This is a genomic window from Algoriphagus sp. UBA3586 (assembly GCF_002376385.1).
GTDB classification, from domain to species: Bacteria; Bacteroidota; Bacteroidia; order Cytophagales; family Cyclobacteriaceae; genus Algoriphagus; species Algoriphagus ornithinivorans.
The window spans coordinates 118618-136744 of the sequence record NZ_DFMT01000046.1 but is presented as its reverse complement, the minus strand read 5'-3'; the positions used below and the strand labels follow the sequence as shown (position 1 = coordinate 136744).

Sequence of the window (18127 nt, the reverse complement as noted above, 5' to 3'; positions counted from 1 at the left end):
CTAACTGATTATTAGCTACTTTTTTTTACAAAAAAAGCCGGGTATAGACCGGCTTTGTAAATTTTTCAATACTTATATCAACTGAATATTTTCAAAATATCATTCCCTATGGCAAATACCATCAGAGCTAGCAGAATAACCATTCCTACCTTCTGTGCATTTTCCAAAAACTTATCGGATGGAGCTCTACCTGAAACCATTTCGTAAAGCAAGAACATCACATGACCACCATCCAAAGCAGGAATAGGCAGAAGGTTCATAAATGCCAAGATCATGGATATCAAACCCGTAATACTCCAGAATTTAGTCCAGTCCCATTTATCTCCATAAATTTTAGCCATTCCGATCGGACCACTGACATTTTTTGCAGAAACCTCACCGGTAAACATTTTACCAAGTGCTCGGGCATTCAAGATTACTACTCCAAATGCTCTTTCTGTTCCTTTAGCCAAGGATTCTCCAAAGCCAAACTTTCTGCTTACAGGCTCTAGCAATGGATTGACTGCAATGCCAATTCGCGCATCGTCCGATACAGCTATTGCCATGGTATCTGTAGCTGACTCAGATTGAACTACAAATTGAGCAGTATCATTTTTCAGATTTTGCAAGGCAAGCTGCATTTCGTCAAAGTACTGAATTGACTCACCATTTACAGCAAGAATTTTATCTCCTTCTTTCAAGCCCGCAGCTTCAGCTCCACTTCCAGGCTCGATCATTCCAACTTCAAATGGAAACCTTACTGAAATGAACTTGCTAAATGCATCTTCATTATTGAAGGTATTGATAAAACCCTTAGGAATATCAACTCGGACCTGTTCGCCATTTCGCTCAACTGTGTAAAAACCGTTTTCGCTCAATAGAACATTTCCACTGCTTAAATCATTGATGCTTTGATAAGGCTGTCCATTCACGTCCAGAATTTTATCTCCTGTCTGAAGGCCTATTGCCTCTGCATATTCATAGGCTACGATTCCATTTTCAACTACTTGATCTCTGGAAAAATAAGTTTCCCCATTATTGTAAACCAGGAAAACAAAAATGACTATACCTGTGATCACATTGACGATAATCCCGCCAAGCATCACGATCAGTCTCTGCCAAGCTGGCTTAGCTCTGAACTCCCAAGGTTGGGGCTCTGAGGAAAGTTGGGCAGTATCCATGGATTCATCCACCATACCGGATATTTTCACAAAGCCACCCAAAGGAATTGCTCCTATTGAATATTCAGTTTCACCCCATTGGAATCCTGCAATTTTTGGAGGAAACCCAATAGAAAATTTCTCTACTCTCATGCCAAACATTTTGGCAGTCAATAAGTGACCCAACTCATGTAAGCCTACCAAGATTGACAATCCCAGCAGCAATTGGCCCACCATAATCAATGTATCCATTATACTTTACGCTTTATTAATTTTTCTGTAATTTCTCTTGCCTGCTTATCTGTGTTAACATAATCCTCCAGGCTTGGATGTGCTATGAAATGAGCTTTTTCAAGAGTTTCTGCTATCAAATCCGACATCTCTAAGAATCCTACCTCATCTTGAAGAAATGCTGCTACAGCAATTTCATTTGCTGCGTTGAGAATGCATGGAGCATTTCCTCCTTTAGCTAAAGCATCAAATGCCAACTGTAAGTTCCTGAAGGTCTTTAAATCAGGTTGCTCAAAAGTCAAATTAGGATACTTTAGGAAATCAAATCTTTCAAAATCACTTTTCAATCTGTGAGGAAAGCTCAAAGCAAACTGAATGGGAATACGCATATCAGGCAAACCAAGTTGTGCCTTGATAGATCCGTCTTCAAATTGGACTAATGAATGAACGATACTTTGGGGATGAACGACTACCTCAATCTGTTCGGTTTGAATCCCAAAAAGCCATTTTGCCTCGATCACTTCTAAACCCTTGTTCATCAAAGAAGCTGAATCGATAGTGATTTTTGCACCCATGTCCCAATTTGGATGCTTCAAAGCCTGAGCCTTCGTGACAGTTTCTAAAAAAGCCCTGTCTTTGCCTCTGAAAGGACCTCCTGAAGCTGTAAGAATGATTTTTTCTATAGGATTATGAAATTCCCCTACCAAACATTGGAAAATCGCCGAATGCTCTGAATCTACAGGATATATATTGACCCCATTTTCTTTGGCTAGTTGTGTGATGATTTCTCCTGCCACCACCAAAGTTTCTTTATTAGCCAAAGCTATTTGCTTTCCAGCCTTAATGGCATTAACAGTAGGGATTAGCCCGGAGTAACCTACCAAAGCAGTAAGCACCACATCAATGGTCTCCATTTCCACGACTTGGGCAATGGCTTTCTGGCCGGCAAAAACTTTAATATCATGAGGAAGAAGTGCTTCCTTCACTTTCTGATAATTCAACTCATTGCCGATTACCACAGCATTGGGCATAAACTCCAATGCTTGGGTAATCAATAAATCACAATTATTCTGGGCAGTTAGAACCTCGACGACAAAATCCTCGGGATGCTGACGAATCACCTCCAGGGTTTGTGTACCAATACTGCCGGTGCTACCCAGGATGGCTACGCGCTTCGCTTCTTTCATTCAGTTTTACTTTTGAGGAAAACAACCTTCTAAATTTGGGAAGGTTTAATCCATAGGCTGACAAAATTACAAGATGCCTAGACTTTTCCTTGTACAAATCGTCAGTTTTTAATCAATGGAAAAATTTTTGAGGGATTTCCATCTTAAAAGATGTGAATATTCTTACCCTAAATGGAAAAAGGACGTCAAATTGTTAAAAGAAAAGACATGGAAAATATTCTCAAAACTACCGGGATTTCCTTTCTGGCAGGTCTGGCGGGAGCTGCTTTCTGGACTTCTTTGGAAATATCGGAACCAAGCAGAGGTGATTTTGACCAAAAAGAGCTACTGACAGAACAAACACAATTTACCTCTCGAAACAATGCGCAAGCTGTCCAAAGCTACCAAACTAATCCTCCGGTATCTTTTGTAGCAGCATCTGAAAACAGTACCGAGTCAGTAGTATTCATTAAGAATTTTTCAGGAAGTGACCCAAGGAGATACAGCATGTTTGATTATTTCTTCGGCACTGGTCCTACCCAACAGGTAAGTACTGGCTCCGGAGTAATAATTTCTCAGGACGGATACATCGTTACCAATAATCATGTGATTGATCGGGCAGAGACCATTGAGGTTGTTCATAAGAAGAGAACTTATCAAGCCAGACTGGTAGGAACGGATAAAAATACTGATATCGCTGTTCTGAAAATTGAGGGAGAAAATCTTCCCGCTATCAAAAGAGGATCGTCCCGAAACCTCAAAATTGGAGAATGGGTAATTGCGGTTGGGAACCCTTTTAACCTTACCTCCACAGTCACGGCAGGAATAGTTTCAGCCAAGGAAAGGCAGATCAATATCCTTGGTGGAGATTTTCCTTTGGAAAGTTTTATTCAAACAGATGCACCAATTAACCCAGGAAACTCAGGAGGAGCACTGGTCAATGTGGAAGGTGAACTAGTCGGCATCAATACTGCAATTCTTTCCCGCACCGGTTCTTATACCGGATATGGCTTCGCTGTTCCGGTGGATATCGCCATGAAAGTTGCCAACGACCTAATCCAATATGGAGAAGTACAAAAAGCAATTCCTGGAATTGATGCAGTAGAAATCACTCCGGAACTAGCGGAAGAAATGAAAATCAAAACCTTAGATGGAGTTATTGTCACTCATGTGGTAAAGCAAGGCGCTGCGGACCAAGCAGGTCTCTTGAGAAATGATGTGATTACTCAGCTAGGTAATCAGCCTATCACGGGAATGGGAAGTTTTGAAGAGGCACTTTCTTATTATTACCCAGGAGATAAACTTGCCGTTACTTTTATCAGAAATGGAGAAGTGAAAACTGGTACGATGACACTTCAAAATCTGGAAGGCGGAACTGGTGTCCTCAAAAGAGAATTTTACAGCTCCAAACTTCTGGGTGCCAGACTTGAAGCTGTGAATACTATTGAAAAAGACCGGCTTGGGATCCAGTATGGTATCAAAATATCTGCCTTGTCCAGAGGATACTTACGAGATTTGGGATTGAGAGATGGATTTGTGATTACTCAGATCAACAGAGAGCCTGCCAAAGACCCGAAAGCAGTAGGAAAATACCTGGAAGAATATAGTGGTAGACTATTAATTGAAGGTGTAGCATCCAATGGACAACCATTTATGCAGAGTTATACGGTTAGATAATTTCAATTCAGGAGGGAAATACCCTCCTGATTTTTTTCTGCCTTTTCAGATTAAATTTTTATCTTGAAGAAAGCTTAAGACTTATGAAATCTCTCCCTCAATCCTGCGAAGATTGCTTCAAAGAATATCAAGCAGCCTTAGAAGATTTGAATAATTTTGCCCACAGGGCTGATTTTGCCAAACTCACAGACTCTCAATCCAGAGAATTGATCATGAGTTTTGAGGTAACTCATGAATTGGCTTTGAAAGTGATTCAGAAATATTTTGAGAAGCAGGGTAAAGGACCTTTTTCAGGTTCCAGAGATGCTACTATAGAAGCATTTCATGCAGATTTGATTGATGATGGAAAAGTTTGGCTGGACATGGTCATAGACCGAATTCAATACAATCCAGTTTATCCAATAGACACTCAAGGCAAATTCTTGGAGAACATCCAGAAAAGGTATATTCCAGCTTTAGGGAAATTTGAGGAAACTATCGATAAGATTCTAAACTAAACCTTAGTAAGAGCGCATTTTGAATTTTTTCTTCAGCTCATTGACAGCATTTCTAAAAGTACTGTCAGTTTCAATCATATCATTTACTGTCTGAACAGCATGAATAACCGTAGAGTGGTCCCTACCTCCAAAATGATAGCCTATGGACTTTAAAGAATGGTTGGTAAACTCCTTTGAAAAATACATCGCAACCTGTCTCGCCACAACAATTTCTTTTTTCCTGGTTTTAGCCTTTAAATCATCCTGATTGATACTATAATACTCTGAGACAGTTTTTTGAATAAAATCTATCCCAACTTCAGTTTCTATATCCTTGATGATATTTTTCATCACGGTTTTAGCCAACTGAAGATTGATTTCTACTCTATTCAAAGAAGCATGTGCAATTAGTGAAATTAGAATTCCTTCCAGCTCTCTAACATTGGTATCTACCGTGTAAGCCAAATATTCCACTACATCATCCGGGATGAAAATTCCCTCTGACTGCATTTTTCTTCTGATAATGGCAACTCTTGTCTCAAAATCAGGCATTTGCAAGTCCGCAGTCAAACCCCACTTAAACCTCGAAAGTAATCGCTCTTCCAACCCCTTCAAATCTCTTGGTGGGCAATCGGAAGTCATAATAATTTGTTTCTTACTTTGATGTAGGTGATTAAAAATATGGAAGAACATTTCCTGCGTTCTATCCTTTCCTGCCAAAAACTGAATATCATCAATGATCAGCACATCTACCTGCATGTAAAAGTTGGTGAAACTTTTTACATTCCCGTCTTTGATGGAATCCATGAATTGATTCACGAATTTCTCGGAGGAAACATAAAGGACGAACTTATCCTCAGGTCCGTTTTTGATTTCATTACCAATCGCCTGTACTAAGTGAGTTTTACCCAATCCAACTCCCCCATATACCATGAGTGGATTGAAAGAGGTGATCCCCGGTTTAGTAGCTACCGCAAATCCTGCAGATCTAGCCAATCTATTACAATCGCCTTCTATGTAGGTATTAAAGGTATAATTTGGATTCAGATTGCTTTGAGTCAAAGCTTCGGCGCCCAAAGATTGCATCTCGAAAGGCGTCACTTTTTGCTCAGTGGCAGAATTAGCTTGATTTCCCTGTTTTTTATTACCGTGATTTCCTTGAGGGTATGAAACTACATAGGGTTGATTGGAAGAATTTCCACGATCAACTACTACAGCATATTCCAATCTACCTCCCTGACCCAATACGGTTTTGATAGCAAGTTTTAATTCTTGGATATAATTATCTTCCAACCATTCGTAAAAGAACTGGCTGGGGACCTGAATGGTCAGACTCGTCCCTTCTAGTTTAACCGGATTGATCGGCTTAAACCAAGTTGAAAAGCTCTGCTCATTCACGTGTTGTTCTATGACACGTAAACATTCATTCCAAACTGCATTAGCTTCTGAACTCATTTGAGAAGGTTTCTAAAAAACAATGACCCGGACGGATTCGTACAAGGGTGTCAAATTTGTACAAAAATCATTTAAATAAAAAATCCATTTTAGGTTGAAAAAGTTAAATTTTAGGCATGGCGAAGTTATTTTGAATTATTTTCGACTTTACCTAAAATTATCAAATTGAACATTTCATAGTAAAAAAGTATCTCCGTTGGTTCAAATAGCCATATTCCTGACAAAGTCTCCCTGATATTCAACAACTTATATTTAGATAGTCAATCTATTTTATGGTTTTAGGGTTTACCCTCACATTTAATTATTTTTGAAAACCAAGATTAAGGCAAAGGCCTTTCTCATTACAATACAAAACCCAAATATGATACGCCCTGATTTTTATCCATTTCCGGTCAAAAGTAAAAATGATTGGCTAGAACAAATCCATCAGGATCTCAAAGGAAAAGATTTTGAAAAAACCCTGGTAAAAAAGGTGTGGGGAGAAATCCTACAGCAACCTATTTATCATTCGGAGGATTTGGACTTCAATCCTCAACCAATGACTTTCCACCCTCCTTCTGAGATTCCCGGACTTAGTCCAAGGCTATGGTCTAATGCTGTTTCCATTTATCCTTCGGACTCTCGATTGTCCAACAAAGAGATTTTAGAAGTACTTCAAAATGGCGCTGATGCATTAATCATCCATGCTTCAGGAAATGAAGACTGGGAGAAGATATTAAAGGATGTCCTGCTTCCATATATCACACTTTATATTCTTCCTGAGAAAAATCCACGGAAGGTAAGAGACTCATTTTTTCAATTTATTTCTAAAACAGAAACAATGCTTCATGGAGGCTTCTTGAATTCTCCCTTTGATGAAGTATTCGGTACAAATCTGAATTTATCAGATTCTGTTCAATATTTCGAAGCTGAGTTTAACAAATGGAAAAAGTACCCTAACTTTTCTCCACTAGTTCTGAATTTTGCCAGATATAGAAATAGCGGCGGGACAGGAATTCAGGAACTAAGCTTTGGTTTTGGCGAATTGATTGAATTGATAAGCTCTATTTCAGATGAGAAAAGTACACTTCAAGATATCTTTTCAAGAATTGTAATTCACTCCTCAGTAGCCGGAGACCATTTTCCTGAAATCGCAAAATTGAAAGCCCTAAGAAAGATTTGGGCGATGATTGGGGCGAAATTTGGGGTCGAGTCAAATCCATCGAATCTTCAGCTTTTGGTGTCTACTTCCACTTGGAGTAAATCCCTGATTGATAAAAACACCAACCTAATCAGAGACAGCTATGAAGCAATGTCCGGGATATTGGGCGGCTGCAATTGTATTTGGGTCAGACCCATCCAAGGGAACGATGCAAGTAACTTAGAAAAAAGGGTAGCTAGAAACATCTCATCAATCTTGAAAGAAGAAAGTTATTTGGATAAGGTAATGGACCCATCAGCTGGCACTTACTATCTGGAAAAGCTTCAAGAACAAATAGAAAATGCTGTTCAAAACAAAATCGCCGAATTGGAAAATGAAGGCGGTTGGGAGAAAGCTTTTGAAGGAAGAAAAATCCACCAACAAATTCGAGCTCAGCGACTGAAAACCCAAAAAGCTGTTGAGAATTCAGAGATTTCGAAAATCGGAGCCAACAAATTCAAAGCTCAGGGAAAACTCATCGACAACCTTTCTTCAAAGGATTTTTCAGAGGAGGAAAGTGAATTAACTGAATCAAGAGCAACAGCTTTATTAGAAACCCAAAATCACTCATGAGACCAGATTTTAACTCTTGGAAAAAGCCCTCTGTAGCTAATGATACCTTGTTGGAGAATTTATGGGATTCTCCCGAACAAATTCAGGTTCCTCCTTCTTTCGATCCGGCAACTCTTAAATTGGCTCATGTACACTTTGTAGCTGGAATCCCTCCTTATCTCAGGGGACCTTACAGTACAATGTATGTAATGCGTCCTTGGACTATTAGACAATATGCCGGATTCTCCACAGCAGAGGAATCCAATGCTTTTTATAGAAGAAATTTAGCAGCTGGTCAGAAAGGCCTGTCAGTGGCCTTTGATTTAGCTACCCATAGAGGCTATGATTCTGACCATCCCAGAGTAGTTGGAGATGTCGGGAAAGCTGGGGTTGCAATTGACTCAGTCGAGGACATGAAAATACTTTTTGATCAAATCCCTTTGGATCAAATGTCAGTTTCCATGACGATGAACGGAGCTGTGGTTCCAATCATGGCATTTTACATTGTCGCGGCGGAAGAACAGGGAGTTTCTCCTGAAAAATTAAGCGGAACCATTCAAAATGACATTTTGAAAGAGTTCATGGTAAGAAACACCTATATCTACCCTCCCCAGCCTAGCATGAAAATCATCGCGGACATTTTTGAGTTTACCTCTCAGAAAATGCCTCGATTCAACTCCATTTCGATCTCAGGTTATCATATGCAGGAGGCTGGCGCAACTGCCGATTTGGAACTGGCCTACACTCTGGCGGATGGACTGGAATACCTGCGAACTGGAGTAAAGGCAGGTTTGGACATTGATGATTTCGCACCAAGGCTTTCATTTTTCTGGGCAATTGGAATGAATTATTTCATGGAAATTGCCAAAATGAGAGCAGGCAGATTACTCTGGGCTAAAATTGTAAAGCAGTTTAATCCCAAAAATGAAAAATCACTTGCTCTGAGAACACACTGCCAAACCTCCGGATGGTCCTTGACAGAGCAAGATCCTTTCAATAATGTCACAAGGACAGCAGTAGAAGCCTTGGGTGCAGTTATGGGGCATACTCAATCTTTACACACCAACTCGCTGGATGAAGCCATTGCCTTACCCACTGATTTCTCAGCAAGAATAGCCAGAAATACACAATTGGTTTTACAGGAAGAAACTGGAGTCACAGATGTAGTAGATCCTTGGGGCGGCTCCTACTATGTGGAATATCTGACTGATCAACTGGTGGAAAGAGCCTGGACGCTGATCGAAGAGGTAGAAGGCTTGGGTGGTATGGCAAAAGCTATTGAGGCAGGATTACCAAAACTTAGAATAGAAGAAGCTGCTGCCAAAAAGCAAGCTAGAATAGATAGTGGAAAAGATATCATTGTAGGAGTAAACCGATATCAGATAGACGAGAAATCAGAAATTGAACTTTTAGAAGTAGACAATCAATCCGTAAGAGAATCTCAAATTCAACGAATCAATCAGATAAAGTCCACACGAAATCAATCTGAAGTCAAAAGTGCATTAGAGGCTATCACGGAAGCTGCGCAAAGCGGAAAGGGAAATCTCTTGGCTCTAGCAGTGGATGCGGCGAGAAAAAGAGCGACTTTAGGGGAAATTTCCATGGCTATGGAGAAAGTATTCGGAAGGCATCAGGCCCAAACCAAATCTATCACCGGTGTTTATGCAGCAGAAGTGAAAAATCAGGAATCATTTAAAAAAGCAACTGCCCTTTCCGATCAATTTGCAGAACTAGAAGGACGGCGACCAAGAATCATGGTAGCCAAAATGGGGCAGGATGGACATGATCGAGGTGCAAAAGTCATCGCTACAGGCTTTGCTGATTTAGGGTTTGATGTCGACATAGGACCATTATTTCAAACACCAGAGGAAGTGGCGGAACAAGCCATAGAAAATGATGTGCATATTGTCGGTGCTTCTTCTCTGGCCGCAGGACATAAGACTCTGATTCCCCAATTGATAGAGGCTTTAAAAAAATTTGGCAGACCAGACATTATGGTGGTAGCCGGTGGAGTCATTCCTGCTAAAGATTATCAATTCCTTTTCGATCAGGGAGTTTCGGCAGTTTTTGGCCCGGGAACAGTGCTTTCTGAAGCTGCGATAAAAATTCTCGAAAAACTTTTGGAAGAATAATAAGCAGCCCTCCTCGGAGGGCTGTTGTTTTTTAGAGTATCTACTAGTATTCAGCTAAACAATAGCTATTTTTAAGTATGCGGGATTTCGTATTAGTTTTTGATCAAAATCTTCCTGAGGAAGATCAAAATTCCTTTTTTGAGAAACTGGAAGTTCAACCTCAATCCAAACTTTCATTTGATCAATTTAATCTTCAAGACTATTCTTCAAAGGATAACATTTTGTTTTGGGTCAGTGATGAGCAAAGCAAAAAGATTATCGAAGAGGCAAACGAAAATAGTCCATCCATAGCTTTTCTCCCCCATCCTGAACTCATCCTAATCGCCAAATCTTTGGGAGTGGCATCTTCCAAAGAAAAAGCATTTAACCACTTTCTTGAAGCAGAGGAAGTAGAGGTATTTGATTTACTTGAAATCAACGGGGAGTTGTGTATGAATTCCCTGGTCATCGGAGAATCCCTTAGCATCTTGTATGATTCTTTTGAAAATAACTTTTTTCAAAACCTAAAAGAACGATTTCGAAGGTTTCTAAAACTTTTCAGAAGAGTAAAATTGAAAAGTCATAAAATCACCTACGGAAAAGAAGAAGAAAAAACCATTGAGATTGCTGCCATGGGCATCTTGGCAGTTTCGCATTGTGAGAGCAATCTGATTTTCAAACGAGTCATCAAAGATTCAGGATTGAATGAAGCCTTGATGCATGTAATTATTTTGGCCCCAAAAAGCCTTTTTTCAATCATTCGGTTTGGTCTTCAAAACCTCTTTTTCCCAATTAAAGGAAGTGCAATCCCAGACTTTTTGAGCTATATCTCCACTGAAAAAATGACTATAGAAAGTGAGGAAGAGTTTACTTTCGCTTCGGATGGTCAAGAGAATAAATCCCAAAAACTGGAATTGGGAATTTCTAAAAACAAAGTAAGGATATTTTCTGATTTTGATTCAAGCAAAGAAAAGGAAGAAAAGAAGAAGGAGCTGAATGTTTCTTCTTTACCTATGGGAAAATTACGGACGGAACTCACAAAAGGCTACCTTCCTTGGGTAAGGCATGCAACTTCTGAAGAGTTCAAGGAGCTATTCACTTTATTAAAAAAAAATTCTCAAACCTCCTCCACTTATCTGGTACTCATGGCCTTGTCCACCATGATCGCAACTTTTGGACTTTTCGGAAATTCAGGTCCGGTGGTAATCGGAGCTATGATCTTGGCACCCTTGATGGGACCCATTATTTCCTTGGCAATGGGCGCTTTGAGACAAGATGGAATTCTCATCAAAAATAGCCTGATCACCATATTTTGGGGAGTGGTGTTGGGGATCATTTTTGCGGTATTTATCACTTGGCTTACTCCGCTCAAAACTATGAATTCTGAGATATTAGCCCGAATTCGTCCCAATTTATTGGATTTGGGGATTGCTGTGGCTTCAGGAATAGCAGGAGCATATGCTCACTCCAAAGAGGAAATAGCCAAAACTTTGGCAGGTGTTGCAATTTCTGTAGCATTGGTACCCCCTTTAGCCGTAGCTGGAATTGGACTGGGATGGGGAAACTGGAATGTGTTCTGGGGAGCATCCCTGTTACTCGGAACGAACTTAGCCGGGATAGTAATGGCTGCAGCATTGACATTCATGCTTCTTGGATTTAGTCCATTCCGCCTAGCTAAGAAAGGAATTTTGATCAGTGTGGGGATTTTAATTTTGGTGACCGCACCATTAGTGCTGAGCTTCAGAGAAATGGTCCGGGAAAATCAATTAATTCAACAATTGAGTGGAAAAGAAATTCCACATGGTTTACTCAGGGATGTAAAAGTCATAGGCCTCAGTCCTTTACGTCTTTCTGTGACTATTCTTTCTGACCATGAATTAAGCAATCAGGATTTTAAAGAGATCAAAGAAGAAATAGAAGAAAAAATCCAACAGCCTATTGAATTAGAATTAACACTCGGAGTTAAGCTTTTTGATTAATTCTGGTATATCAAAATAGGCTTACCATTCTCGCAACGTACTCCCTTTGGTTCTCCTACAAACATACAATCAGAGAACCGATTATTCTTTTTATTGTCTTCAGCCTGCAAATGATTGTATTGCTTGACCTTCTTCAAAAAATCATCCACGTTAATTTTCTTCGAATAAGCAATATATTCCCATGGCCCGCCGCATGGTTTACTCCCCAGGGCAACATACCCCCAATCATTTGAATTATTACAGGTTTCGGACTCTGCCGTCTGCTTGATTTCAGCATAAAGCAATTCCAATTCCTCCAGCGTATAAACTCTGTTTTCAGATTCAAAAAGCTGGCAAGAGGATAAAATTAAAACCGATAGGATGACGAAATACCTTTTCATAAATAGTGCTTAAAAACTAACTTTAATACGAAGCCGCTGAAAAAAATGATACATCAACTCTTGAAAAATTTTTGAAAGAAAATTTCAGATCAATCCCTTGGGTCCATATTTCTAATAGCTGAAATCAGCCATTTCCCCTTCTTCTTAACCAATATAAAGCTACTCCAGAGCTTCCTTTGAGTTCCGTCCGCTTGATCTATAAGATACCTGGCATCTACCATTGCCACTTCGCTGGACAAAAACTTAATCTTTTCAACTTTCAAAACTCGAGATCCAGGGTTATTCACCGAACTTTTTACCATCCCTGAAATTGCTTCAGTTGCCCCATTGCGCCATTCACCACTGGACACCAATTGATCAATATCTTCTGTGAAAATGGATTTTAATAAAACCGAATCCCCAGTTTCTCTTGCCTTTTTATAATCATTGATGACTTGATTGATTGCCACAGAATTTATTTTCTGTTCATCTGTAATTTGAGAAAAACCAAATCCAGGGAGCAAAAGGAAGAATAGAAGAAGAAATCTCATATCATTTCGATTTATCTTTAGTCAATATCCGAAAAATTTAATAAAAAAAAACCACCCATTACTGAGTGGTTTCGAATAGTTGAGTATAAATATTCTAGACGACGTCTTCTCCTCTGAGCTTAATTACGGCTCCTTCCAAGACGTCAGAAATTCTAATTTGACATGCAAGCCTGGAAGTTGGGAAATATTCAGGCAGGTTTTCCAACTGGTCAAGTTCTGCATCAGTTGCATCTCCCAAGCCATCTTTTCCTTCCAAAATTTCAACATGACAGGTAGCACAAAGAGCCATACCCCCACAGGTTGCCAATACAGGATAATCAGATGCTTTTAGAATTTCCATCAGGCTGAAACCCATGTCATCTGGAGCTTCGACAGGCTGACGATTACCGTCGTTATCTTCTACAATGAAATTTACCATGACGCAAAAGTAGCATTAAAATGAGTTTACACCATTGACTGTAGTGTATTTAAAGCTCAATTTTTGATCAGGATAAACATATTTAAAGGCAGAATGCATCATAATAGCAGCCTCGTGGAATCCGCAAAGGATCAACTTCAATTTACCCGGATAGGTATTAATATCTCCAATTGCATATATTCTTTCCACCCCAGTAGAATAATCTCTTGTGTCTACCTCGATGGCATTCTTATCTATAGATAATCCCCAATCTGCGATTGGACCCAATTTCGGACTTAATCCAAAAAGAGGGATAAGATAATCTGTGTCGATTTTTATTTCAGCTTTGGATTTGTCCTCCAAAGTCACTGAGTTCAACTTTCCGTTTCCTCCAACTTCTTTCAAATTAGCCGAAAGGATCAAATCAATTTTACCCTGATTGGCTAGGTCGAATACTTTCGCAGCAGAATCAGGTGCACCTCTGAAGGTTTCATTTCTGTGAACCAAGGTTACTTTCTCTGCAACATTTGACAGGAAAATAGTCCAATCTAAAGCAGAGTCTCCTCCACCAGCAAGGACCACTTTTTTATCACGGAAGGTTTCTGGATTTTTCACCATATAAGTGATTCCCTTTCCTTCAAATGCATCCAAATTCTCCAAAACAGGCTTTCTTGGTTCGAAGCAACCCAAACCACCCGCAATCACAATCACTTTTGCGTGAATATGCGTTTTATCGCTGGTAGTCACCACAAAGCTCCCGTCTTCCTGCTTATCCAAGTGGTCAACTCTTTCTCCCAAAGTGAAAGTTGGAGAGAATGGCTTGATCTGTTCCATCAGGTTATCCACAAGCTCCTGAGCTTTAACTTCAGGATATCCCGGGATATCATAGATAGGTTTCTGAGGATAAATTTCGGACAATTGACCACCTACTTGTGGTAGGGCGTCAATCAAATGACATCGCATTTTGAGCAATCCTGCCTCAAATACTGCGAATAAACCGACTGGTCCAGCTCCTATGATGCAAATATCAGTATGAATCATCTTGTATAAACTTTATGGGAAAACCCCTTTAAATTCAAATTGTTCGTATAATTACTATTAGTACACTAATTATTATTCTTCCATCACCTGACCATCCAAATTCTGATAGATTGTATTCAGAATTCTCTTAAACTCGTCAAAATCATTCTCGTTTAGATTTTCCCAAGCCTTTTCTCTAATCTCCAGAATTTTTGGTCTCAGCGAAGTCACTTTAGCCACCCCAGAATCCGTCAGATGAAGCTGAAAACTCCTTCTATCCTGAGGATGGGGGATTCGCTCAACATACCCTTTCTTGCAAAGCAAATCGATAATTCGAGTCAAAGTAGGATGATCTTTGAACACCAAATTCGCAAGCTCAGTCTGACTCAATAAGCCATGTTCCGATAAATTTTTCAAAACTAACCATTGATCGACAGTCACATCAAAATCTCCCTGTTTAAACTGCTGCTGAGCGTACTGCTTGACCTTTCGTGCTGTACGGTCAAGTAGGAAGGAATATTTTGCGAATTGCTCTTGTGTCATACAAATAATTAGTGTGACAAATATATAAAAAAAGTGATTCAGAAATACAATTCTCTACTTTTTCTATAGGGATAATAACTTACTTATTCCCAATCCTTAAACCGCCGATAAAGGACTCTATAGAACCGTACTCTTTACCTTTATGAAAAATAAATAAAGGCTCATTTTTAATCCTAATCGGTCCATTCACTTGATATATTCCTGCTTTTGTCAAGGCCTTTTTCAGCCAAAAAATCAATTCCAGAGGGCCTTCAATATCAAAATCTCCAGGCTGGTTTTTGATTTCAACTCTTCCCCGCTGGGTATTAAACTCAAATTTTTCCTGAGGAAAAAGATGATTAATATTTCCGGAAATCACCATGTCTTCAGGGAGTCCTTTTACCAGATCCTCTCCACAATTCATCAACCAAATCTGATCAGAACTCTCTAAAGCAATATCCAAATCATGCGTAATCACCAAGACACACTTTCCCTTTTGAAGCGATATCTCACGGAGCAATTGCATGATTTCGTAGCGATTTACTAAATCTAAATGCGCTGTGGGTTCGTCCAAAACCATGATCGGAGCATCTTGAGCTAGGGCTCTAGCTATAAAAGCCTTTTGGCGCTGCCCATCAGACAGATCAGAAAGCCTCTCATGTTGGATATATGCTATTTTCGTATCCTCAATAGCCTTGTAAACTGCCTTTTTATCCAAATCTGATAAATATCCAGACCAGTTCAGATAAGGAGTTCTGCCCAAGCTGACGAGTTGAGTAACGGTCATATTCCCCGGAATAAAAGGCTCCGTCAAAACAACTGCTAGATTCTTTGCGAGTTCTTTCTGAGTAAATTGATTAATCGATTTGCCTTGAACAGTCAATGTTCCTTCCCAAACGGGAAGTCTTCCCATAATCGCTTTGATCAAGGTTGACTTACCCACCCCATTAGGGCCCAATAAACAGGTGAGTTCTCCGGAAAAAAGCTTAAAGTTTATTCCTTGCAACACTTCTTTACGGGATTTACCGGATTGGTAACCCAAAGACAAATTAGCACCAACAATTACTTCTCTTCTCATATCAGAACTCTTTGCTGAAGTTTTTTCGAAGAACCAAGCCTATCACCAAAGGAGCCCCAATCAAGGAAGTTACAGCATTGATTGGCAAGCTTTGAGCAGATCCGGGAAGCTGACCTACCGCATCGCAGAGCAATAATAAAATAGCCCCACAAATACCTGAAGCCGGGAATAATATCCTGTGATCGGAAGTTTTCCAAACTATCCTGGCCAAATGCGGCACCGCAATCCCGACAAAGGCAATAGGACCGCAAAAAGCCGTAATTGCCCCAGCGAGTAATCCCGTACTGCCAATCATCAACCAACGCAATCTATTTGGATTAACTCCCATACTTTCTGCATAAGATTCTCCCAAAAGAGATGCATTGAAAGATCGGATAGAAAATATCACCGGAATCAAACCCAGAAACACCACAAATGACAAGAGACCAACCTGATTCCAACCTAATCCACCTAAGCTACCCAAAGACCAGATGGTATAAAGTTTCAATGCCTCGGCTCCGGAAAAAAACGCCAAAACAGAGATGATAGCAGAAACCGCTGCTCCGAACATGATCCCAACAATTAATAAAGTCATGCTATCCTTGACTCTCCAAGCTACTAAACTTACTAGTGCTAAAATCAACCCAGCTCCCAATGTCCCTGCCAAAGCAGTGGCCCAAGGACTGATGGCAGTGGAAGCAAAACCAAAAATTGATCCTGCCAAAATCAAAATGGCTACCCCAAAACCTGCCCCGGAACTTATTCCCAAAACATAAGGACCTGCCAATGGATTCCTAAAAAAAGTTTGCATTTGAAGCCCGGAAATACTGAGGCCTATACCCGCTAAAACAGCGACAATCGCCTTCGGAAAGCGATAATTCAAAATAATTTGTTCAAAAGATGCCCTCTCCCACTTGTTAAAAAAAAGACCGTCCAATAATTCTCCAGTAGAAATAGTAACAGAACCCAAACTAATATTCAGAAAAAGGCTCAGTACTAATACAACTACTGATACAATTAAAAGAAAACTGTTTCGGCTACTTCTCATCCAATCTGGTATAGAAATAAAGTTCGTAATCTGGAAGCAATTCCGGATGAAGGATTTTGATAATATCCTTCAAAACCCAATCTGGCCGCATATAGCCTAATTCAAAGTATTCTAATCCTCCTTTAGGCCCCTTTTTACCCGTATAGGTAAAGACATTCCTTTTCTGAAATGCAGCAAAAGACCGATATCGGGGCTCATTACTACCCATTTCTTCCAAGTTAGAAAAATCTGCAGAACCTATCCAGAAATCAGAATTCAAGGCTTGATCCAGTACGTATTCATAATTCAATTGCAAACTTCCAGTTCCGGTCTTTTCCCTAAATATATACTCTCCCCCTGCATTTTCAAGAATTTTGGCTCCCCAACTATCCGCCCCGGGAGCATACCAAATATCTTGATACAACACTCCGGAAAGCACAGTTGGCTTGTTAGTTTCGATTTCTTTCACCAATTCCAGAGACTCTAGATAATCCTTCTCAATAGCCTCAAATACTTCCAAAGATTTCTGATAATCACCCAGTAATACTCCTGTAAATTTGATCCATTCAGCCCTTCCCAAGGGATGCTGCTCTACATACTCCCCATTAATCGGAGCAGGGATCCCTGCGTTTTTTAGCAGTTGTAAACTTTTCAAATCCTCTCCCAAAGTGGATATCATCACCCAATCCGGGTTTAAATCCAAGATCAACTCAATATTGGCGGAAGGAGCTGAACCCAAGTCTTGTACTTCCCCCTGCTCAATTCTTTCCCATACTTTGAGGGATGAAATCAAATCCAGATTAGGGAAGGCTCTGAGTTTGGAGGTTTGCCCCAAAAGATCCAAATGAGGAATCTGGGTTGTCGATGTCAAGACAATATGTTGGGTGGGTAATTTAATAAACCCATCAAATTCACCTTCTGGAGGAGTTTGATTTTCTTCAAGTACTAAGTAGGTAAAATCCTCTTCTGCGCCGGTCCATGGTTGAGTTACTGTAAGAACCCAAAAGCCATCCCCTTTTTCAATTTCAAACCCCTGTGCATAAGAAAGGCTAATTTTTTCAGTTGAAAAAACCTGATCTCTCTGCTTTTTTTGACAGGACAGAGCACTGACAATCAATAGAATAAAAATTTTACAGAAAAGAATTCGCTTCACCTGAATCTGATTTTTGAAAGTTCAAAGTAAGGATAAGATCAGTCGCTTTACAAAAAATGTTTTCAAACTGCTTTT

Annotated in this window: 16 protein-coding genes; 5 read left to right on the top strand and 11 right to left on the bottom strand. The window is 39.9% G+C overall.

Annotated elements, in window-relative coordinates:
* Positions 1-77: 77 nt before the first annotated feature.
* Positions 78-1391: an RIP metalloprotease RseP gene (gene rseP / locus B2906_RS17010; RefSeq protein ID WP_286941943.1), complete on the bottom strand. Its 1314-nt coding sequence runs from the start codon at positions 1389-1391 to the stop codon at positions 78-80.
* Positions 1391-2557, bottom strand: coding sequence for a 1-deoxy-D-xylulose-5-phosphate reductoisomerase (locus B2906_RS17005; RefSeq protein WP_144604109.1), 1167 nt, complete (start codon positions 2555-2557; stop codon positions 1391-1393). The genes rseP and B2906_RS17005 overlap by 1 nt, the downstream gene beginning before the upstream one ends.
* Positions 2558-2728: 171 nt before the next feature.
* Here B2906_RS17005 and B2906_RS17000 point away from each other — a divergent pair, with 171 nt between their 5' ends.
* The gene (locus tag B2906_RS17000) at positions 2729-4213 is read left to right on the top strand and encodes a S1C family serine protease (RefSeq protein ID WP_370627654.1); all 1485 of its coding nucleotides are present in this window, start codon (positions 2729-2731) and stop codon (positions 4211-4213) included.
* Positions 4214-4296: 83 nt separating this feature from the next.
* Positions 4297-4710, top strand: a complete 414-nt coding sequence (locus B2906_RS16995) for a nucleotidyltransferase substrate binding protein (RefSeq protein WP_091655092.1) — start codon at positions 4297-4299, stop codon at positions 4708-4710.
* Positions 4711-4713: 3 nt separating this feature from the next.
* Here the strand turns inward: B2906_RS16995 and dnaA are convergent, their stop codons facing one another.
* A complete protein-coding gene (gene dnaA, locus B2906_RS16990; RefSeq protein ID WP_144604111.1) occupies positions 4714-6144 on the bottom strand; it encodes a chromosomal replication initiator protein DnaA in 1431 nt (476 codons plus the stop codon).
* Between the two features lie 361 nt (positions 6145-6505).
* Here dnaA and B2906_RS16985 point away from each other — a divergent pair, with 361 nt between their 5' ends.
* The 3 genes from B2906_RS16985 (at position 6506) to B2906_RS16975 (ending at position 11966) form a co-directional block, all read left to right on the top strand.
* Positions 6506-7897, top strand: a complete 1392-nt coding sequence (locus B2906_RS16985; protein ID WP_286941939.1) for a methylmalonyl-CoA mutase family protein — start codon at positions 6506-6508, stop codon at positions 7895-7897.
* Positions 7894-10008, top strand: a complete 2115-nt coding sequence (gene scpA, locus B2906_RS16980) for a methylmalonyl-CoA mutase (protein WP_286941937.1) — start codon at positions 7894-7896, stop codon at positions 10006-10008. The genes B2906_RS16985 and scpA overlap by 4 nt, the downstream gene beginning before the upstream one ends.
* 77 nt (positions 10009-10085) lie before the next feature.
* Complete coding sequence (locus B2906_RS16975; protein WP_286941935.1) at positions 10086-11966, top strand: DUF389 domain-containing protein; 1881 nt, start codon at positions 10086-10088, stop codon at positions 11964-11966.
* On the opposite strand, the gene B2906_RS16970 is transcribed toward B2906_RS16975, so the two are convergent.
* The 8 genes from B2906_RS16970 to B2906_RS16935 form a co-directional block, all read right to left on the bottom strand.
* Positions 11963-12346: a hypothetical protein gene (locus B2906_RS16970; protein ID WP_144604115.1), complete on the bottom strand. Its 384-nt coding sequence runs from the start codon at positions 12344-12346 to the stop codon at positions 11963-11965. The two genes, B2906_RS16975 and B2906_RS16970, sit on opposite strands and share 4 nt — an antisense overlap.
* Before the next feature lie 89 nt (positions 12347-12435).
* Positions 12436-12876: an SgcJ/EcaC family oxidoreductase gene (locus tag B2906_RS16965; protein ID WP_144604116.1), complete on the bottom strand. Its 441-nt coding sequence runs from the start codon at positions 12874-12876 to the stop codon at positions 12436-12438.
* A gap of 94 nt (positions 12877-12970) precedes the next feature.
* The gene (locus B2906_RS16960) at positions 12971-13294 is read right to left on the bottom strand and encodes a 2Fe-2S iron-sulfur cluster-binding protein (RefSeq protein ID WP_091655085.1); all 324 of its coding nucleotides are present in this window, start codon (positions 13292-13294) and stop codon (positions 12971-12973) included.
* 15 nt (positions 13295-13309) lie between these two features.
* Complete coding sequence (locus B2906_RS16955) at positions 13310-14314, bottom strand: NAD(P)/FAD-dependent oxidoreductase (RefSeq protein ID WP_286941931.1); 1005 nt, start codon at positions 14312-14314, stop codon at positions 13310-13312.
* Positions 14315-14386: 72 nt separating this feature from the next.
* The gene (locus B2906_RS16950; RefSeq protein WP_091655083.1) at positions 14387-14836 is read right to left on the bottom strand and encodes a MarR family winged helix-turn-helix transcriptional regulator; all 450 of its coding nucleotides are present in this window, start codon (positions 14834-14836) and stop codon (positions 14387-14389) included.
* A gap of 79 nt (positions 14837-14915) precedes the next feature.
* Positions 14916-15893, bottom strand: a complete 978-nt coding sequence (locus tag B2906_RS16945; protein ID WP_286941929.1) for an ABC transporter ATP-binding protein — start codon at positions 15891-15893, stop codon at positions 14916-14918.
* Between the two features lies 1 nt (position 15894).
* Entirely contained in the window at positions 15895-16920 is a 1026-nt protein-coding gene (locus B2906_RS16940) for an iron ABC transporter permease (RefSeq protein WP_286941927.1), read from the bottom strand.
* Positions 16910-18052 (bottom strand): ABC transporter substrate-binding protein, encoded by a 1143-nt coding sequence (locus B2906_RS16935; protein WP_286941925.1) that lies wholly within the window; start codon positions 18050-18052, stop codon positions 16910-16912. Before B2906_RS16935 ends, B2906_RS16940 begins: the two co-directional genes overlap by 11 nt.
* Between the last annotated feature and the right edge of the window lie 75 nt (positions 18053-18127).